General features: G+C 61.7%; 2 protein-coding genes. Both read left to right on the top strand.

What is annotated here, in order from left to right; genetic code table 11:
- The first annotated feature begins 280 nt into the window (after positions 1 to 280).
- Complete coding sequence (locus tag U9R25_16030; GenBank protein MEA3337408.1) at positions 281 to 1,075, top strand: methyltransferase domain-containing protein; 795 nt, start codon at positions 281 to 283, stop codon at positions 1,073 to 1,075.
- Positions 1,076 to 1,276: 201 nt separating this feature from the next.
- The gene (locus U9R25_16025) at positions 1,277 to 6,784 is read left to right on the top strand and encodes an ExeM/NucH family extracellular endonuclease (GenBank protein ID MEA3337407.1); all 5,508 of its coding nucleotides are present in this window, start codon (positions 1,277 to 1,279) and stop codon (positions 6,782 to 6,784) included.
- Positions 6,785 to 6,801: the final 17 nt, after the last annotated feature.

The raw sequence follows: 6,801 nt of genomic DNA, 5'->3' as shown, positions 1-6,801 counted from the left end.
TCCAAACCCTCCCGCGTCCCCGTGTCCTTCGCGCCCTTCGCGCTTCGCGACCTTCGTGAGCCTTCGCGCCTTCGTGGTCCAAACCCTCCCCGCGTCCCTCAAACCGGGGCAAAGCTCTCTCCTGAAAAAAACATCCCGTTGATATGATCCCGGTCATATCCAACAATGCCATTTGCGGCTATACTGGTCATGGAAGCTCCTTTTTTCAGGAGCAAAATACAAGGACATCGAAAGATTCCTACTTCTTTCTTCCCATAGTCCGGTTGCTGGAGACGACACGATGCAGGAAACCAGATTGATCGAGGATAAAGCACGGGAGATCTTTGGCCGGCGGGCCAGAATGTATGTTGACAGTCGGGCCCACACCGATCCAGTCGTTCTGAATCGCCTGATCGCGCTGACTCAGCCCCAGCCCGACTGGCGGGTTCTCGACGTTGCTACCGGCACCGGGCACACTGCCTTCGCATTCTCCCCGCACGTCCTCGAGGTAGTCGGAATCGACATTACACCACAGATGCTGGACCTGGCCGAAGAACTGGCCCTCGAGCGAGCTATCGCCAACGTGCGTTTTCGCCTGGCAAACATCCATCACCTGCCTTTCGACGACGAGACCTTTGACGGCGAAGGCTTTGACCTGGTCACCTGCCGGCGAGCTGCCCACCATTTCCGTGACATCCATGAGGCACTTTCGGAGATGGTTCGCATGCTGAAACCAGGCGGCCTGTTGCTGATAGACGACCGCAGCGTTCCCGAGGATAGCTACATCGACAGCATCATGAACCGTCTCGATTGGCTTCACGACGAATCCCACGTGCGCCAGTATCGCCCCAGCGAATGGCAGGCCATGCTGGCAAAAGCAGGTTGTCAGGTGCAGGTCGTAGAATCCTATGAGAGGATCAGGCCTCTCAGTTCCTTGACCGCTGATGTGTCAGCGGAAAATGTCGCCGCGATCGACGAACTCCTGAAGGATATGACCGTCGAAGAACAGCAGCTGATCGAGTTGACAAAAAAGGGAGAAGAGTTATATAGTAAGCACTGGTATGTTACGGTGTTGGGGAAAAAAGCCACAAGTTGACCCCCGGATAGCCAACGTGCTATAATCAACCACGTAGCCAGGAGTCCTCACCTATCCAGGTCTGCTCCTTTTCCGGTCGTGAAAGATCGTATCAGCCCCTTTCGATGACAGCTTGCATTCGGCCGGAGACACAAGCTGTCATCCAACATGCGCCCGTGCGCTCTGAGTCAACACAGATACTCGGTTCACAGGAGATACACCATGCCCCCCCCACGCAAGATGCAGGCTCTCATGTTCCTTTTGATGGCGGTGACACTAGCTCTTTCGTTGGCTGCACCGGCTATTACCCCCAGCGCGGCAGCCAGCCCCGCCGCGGCACCCAATGACACGTTAACTGACGAGCCTCCACCTGCCATCGTCATCAACGAGATTCTGTACGATCCCCATCCAGATCAACCGCCGGCAGATCCCAACGGGGATGCCAACGGCGATGGCATCCGGGACGGCAGCCAGGACGAGTTCGTTGAGCTCTACAACAACACCGGCGGCCCTCTCGACGTTTCCGGTTGGACGATTTCCGACGCTGTTGCAGTCCGGCACACCTTTCCGGCCGCCACCGTAATCCCTGCCGATTGCGCGATTGTCGTCTTCGGTGGCGGAACGCCCACCGGTGATTTCGGATCGGTGGTGGTGCAGACGGCCAGTACCGGTTTCCTGGGCCTGAACAATGGCGGTGACACAGTTACCATCAACGACGGCGTCGGCGACGTTGCCACCTATACCTATGGCAGCGAAGGGGTAAGCGACCAGTCGCTAACCCGCGATCCTGACATCTTTGGACCTGAACCGCTGGTCGGGCACACCGTTGCTGCCGGTTCGCCAAACAGCGTTCACTCGCCCGGCACTATGATCGACGGCACCCCCTTCACCGGTTGCGTCGTGCCGACTCCCCGGGTTGTCATCAACGAGTTCGCCCCCAAGGGCACCGAGTGGATCGAGCTCTACAACGCCGGCACAGCCTCCCAGGATCTGGCCGGCTGGACGCTGGCCGACGATGGCGGCTCCGAGCCGCTGGCAGGCGTTCTGGACCCAGGCGCCTACCAGGTCATCATCACCACCTTGAACCTGGACAACGCCGGTGACTTCATCGAACTACACTCGCCCGATCCCCCGGAGGCAGTGGTAGATCGCGTCGCCTACGGTGATACCGGCGGTGCTCCCAATGCACCCTTCGCCTCCGACGCGGCGCAGTACTCAACAGCTCGCATCGTCGATGGCCTGGACACCGACGACGATGCCCGGGACTGGAACATGGATCCCACGCCCACCCAGGGCGCTGCCAACGACGTGGCTGACAACAACCTGGGAGGCTCCCTGCTGATCAACGAAGTCGACGTCTTCCCCGATGCCGGCAACGATATGATCGAGCTATTCAACCCCGGCGGTGCGCCGGTCGATGTCACTAGCTGGCTAATCAGCGACGGCGACGATGTTGCCATCCTGAATGGTTCCCTGTCGGTGCCTGCCGGCGGCTTCCTGGCTCTGGAAGAGGGTGTGGACTGGACCACCGAGGGCACCACCGGTGTCGACTTCAGCTCCTCCGACGTGGCCTACCTCTTCGAGCCCTCCCGGGTCCGGGTAGACCAACTGGGCTGGGCCGGCGAGTTCCTGGACGGCTGTGTGGCCCGGGTTCCCGACGGCGCCGGCCCCAATGTGGGCTTCGACTGGGTCTCCTCCGGTGGCGATGTAACCCTCTTCGATCAGGACTGCACCATGGGCAGCAGCAACGGCAGCGGTCCCGCTCCGCCATTGGTCTTCAACGAATTGCAGGCAGATCCTGACGCCATCAACGGTGACGCCAACGGCGACGGTGTTGTCAGCACCACCGAGGATGAGTTCGTCGAGATCGTCAACGACTCCGGTGCGCCGGTGGACATCTCCGGCTGGATATTGTCCGATGGCGTCCAGCTTCGCCATACCTTCCCCGCAGGCACGGTTATTCCCAACCTGTGCACGGTGGTGGTCTTTGGCGGCGGCACACCCACCGGCAGCTTCGGCGGTGCCGTGGTACAGATCGCCAGCACCGGCGGGCTCGGCCTCAATAACAGCGGCGACACGGTTACGCTCAACGATGGCAGTAACGATATCGTTTCCCTTATCTATGGAAGCGAAGGGGGCAACAACCAGTCGATCACCCGCGACCCCGACATCACCGGACCGGAACCGCTGGTTTACCACTCGACTGCGACCGGCTCTGGCAGCGCCCTCTTCTCCCCCGGCACCATGATCGATGGTACCCCCTTTGTGGGCTGCGGAAGCCAATGTGGTGCCCCTGCCACCAAGATCCATGAAGTTCAGGGGCCTGGCGCCAGCAGCCCCATGCCCGGCGCGACCGTCTGGATCGAGGCCGTGGTGGTTGGCGACTTCCAGGACACCGCCACTGAACTGGGCGGCTTCTTCGTCCAGGAAGAGGACATAGACGCCGACCTCGACCCCATGACCTCTGAGGGCATCTTCGTCTACGACGATGGTTTCGGCGTCGACGTGGCCATGGGCGATCCGGTACGCGTGCTGGGTGTCGTCAGGGAAAACTCCGGCGAGACCCAACTCTTCACCATCAGCGACGTTCTCTTCTGCCCCAATGGCCTGCCGGTCACACCGGCCGCCATAATCTTGCCGGTCACGACCCTGGATGAATGGGAATGGAGCGAGGGCATGGGCATCGTTTTCGGCCAGACCCTGGCAGCCAGCGGCCACTACAACCAGGGCTATCGTGGCCAGGTGGATCTCTCGCTGGATGTTCCTCTCCAGATTCCAACCAACATAACCGATCCGGGTGCCCCGGCCAATGGATTGCAGGACCTCAACGACCGCAGCCGCATCATGCTGGACGACGGCAGCGAGGTTACCAATCCCATGCCGCTGCCACCCTACCTGGGCCTCGACAATACCCTGCGACAGGGTGACACCGTCCAGGGACTTGCCGGTGCATTGGGTTACAGCTCCGGCGCCTATAAGGTCCAGCCCACGGCGTCGGTGACCTTTTCCCGGATCAACGATCGGTTGCCCCCACCGGACGTGGGCGGCACGTTGACCATCGCCAATCTCAATGTCTTGAACTTCTTCACGACGCTGGACACGGGCCCGGACATCTGCGGACCCGGCCAGGACCAGGGATGCCGCGGGGCAGACAACGCCTTCGAATTCCCGCGACAGCTGGATAAACTGGCCGCAGCCCTCGCCATCCTGGATGCCGATGTGGTTGGTCTGAACGAACTGGAAAACACCACCGGTGCGCCGGTGCTGCAAACCCTGGTGGACGGAATCAACGCGGTGGCGGGACCCGGCACCTATACTTATATCGACCCGGGTGTCATCCTCGGCGGCGATCATGTCATCAAGGTTGGCCTGATCTACAAAGCAGGCACGGTGACCCCGACCGGTCCCTTTGCCCTGCTGGACAGCGCGGTCGACCCCAACTTCAACGACGCGCGCAACCGGCCGGCCCTGGCTCAGACCTTTGAGCAGAACAGCACCGGCTCGCAGGTCACGGTAGTCGTCAACCACCTGAAATCCAAGGGATGCAGCGACGCCACTGGCCTGGATGCAGACCAGGGCGATGGCCAGGCCTGCTGGAACTACACCCGTACCCAGGGTGTTCTTTCGGAGATCGCCTGGATGGCAGGAAACCCCACCGGTATGGGCGGCAGCGACTTCCTGGTTATCGGCGATATGAACGCCTACGCCATGGAAGATCCTATCCAGGCCCTTGTGGATAGCAGCTTCGCCGACCTGATCGACGCCTACCAAGGCCCGGGCGCCTACTCCTACACCTACCGCGGCGAGTCGGGGCGCTTGGACCATGCCTTTGCCAGCCCCAGCCTGCTGCCGCAGGTGACCGGCACGGCGGTCTGGCACATCAATGCCGACGAGCCCCGGGGCCTGGATTACAACGACTGGAATCAGCCGGCGCTCTACGTGCCCGACCAGTGGCGTGCCTCCGATCATGATGCGGTCGTCGTCGGCCTCGACCTGGAACCGGCGGCGTCACTTGTCTGCAACGGCCCTGTGGTGGGCTTCGAGGATGGGGCCTTCCCCGATGACTGGAGCTACACGACGCTGGCATTGCCCGGCGGCGAGTGGGTGGTATCGATGGACAATAGCAGCGGCTCCTGGGATCCAGGCCCGGCGCCCGAGGGGCAGTACTACGCCTCGGCCAACGACGATCTGCCCGGATCCGGTAATGACGGCAGTGCCGACTACCTGTACACCAACATCATCGACCTGTCCGGTGCAGCCACGGCCTCCCTGGACTTCATGTACCATTTCAATGCCGCCTTCGGTCACATCGCAGGTGGCGTGGAAGTGAGCGGTGATGGTGGTGGGACATGGGATGGTGAGATCGTGGTGCCTGCCGGGGATGTCTGGCAGCCCTACAATCTGGACCTGAATGCCTATGCCGGCAATCCGAATGTCCAGATACGCTTCCATTCGGACGATGGTGGATCCTGGGCAGCGGGCTATGCGGTGGATGCGGTGTTCTTGGCATGTGATGCCGGCGGACCGCCCAACATCTACGTGGATCCGTTGTTCATTGGGAGCACGCAGCCGACCAACTCCGTGGTGGTGGAAAGCATGACCATCAGCAACACAGGTGGCGGCATGCTGGACTGGCTGATCGAGGAAGAGGATCTGGGCATGCCCATGTTGCCTCTGGCAACTGGACGGCGAGTCGCCACCACCGAGGATGCGGCGCTGAAGTCGATGCTTCAACAGGTAACCATTGGTGACCTGGGCTTCTCGGCCGCAGGCGAAGGTGCAGGCGTGCGAGTACCCCAGACGCCATCCAGCCCCGAGGGTCTGACGACCATCACCCATTCGCTGACGCAGAACATCGTGTCAGGAAACTCGGTGTCGTGCAACAACGGCGTCGGACACACCGACAACTCCTACCTGCGGGTGTTCGATCTGGAATCCTTTGGCATCTTCGACGCCTTCGACGTGACGCAGGTTGAGTTCGGCGTCGAAGTAGCAACATCAGCCACGGGTGGACAGCCGCTATCGGTGAATCTCTACACGATGATCGATCCGCTGGCGCCGTTGACCTTCGGCAACCTGGCGTTGATCGGGTCTTCGCCCGACACAGTACCGGATCAATCGTTGACCCTGTACACGGTGCCGGTGGCCGGTGCTGCGCCTGCGGGCTCAGTGCTGGTGGTGGAGGTGTTCACGCCAGATGGCCAAACCGCTGGCAATAGCTTCTTCATCGGATCGAATCCTGATGGCCAGACGGCGCCCAGCTATCTGGCAGCTGCTGCCTGTGGTGTGCCGGAGCCGACTGATACTGCTGCAATCGGTTTCCCCGGCATGCACATCGTGATGAACGTGACCGGCGATACGGTGGCCGGTGGCGCCTGCACGGCACCCAGTGACATTCCGTGGCTGACGGTGGCGCCTGACAACGGCTCCAACGCCGGCGGCACGGACACACCCGTGGACGTGACCTTCGACTCGACAGGTCTGGCCAATGGCGTATACCTGGGCAACCTGTGCGTGACCAGCAACGATCCTGATCCCGGTCCCGGCAACGAGACCGAACTGGTGATCGTGCCGGTCGAGCTGACGGTGCGTCCGCCCACCGCGGTAACGCTGAGTGGCCTGGCTGCCGGCGAGGCGCAGTCGCCTCTGCCGGTGAGCCTGCCGCTGACGGCGTTGCCTGCGTTGGCCGGTGCGGCCCTGGCCGCGGCCTACGTGCTGCGGCGGCGATAACGTATGGGCATGAACGT

This window comes from Chloroflexota bacterium, from assembly GCA_034717495.1.
In the GTDB taxonomy this organism is placed as follows: domain Bacteria; phylum Chloroflexota; class Anaerolineae; order JAAEKA01; family JAAEKA01; genus JAYELL01.
The sequence above is the reverse complement of the archived record's forward strand: the minus strand, read 5'-3'. Positions and strand labels throughout refer to the sequence as shown.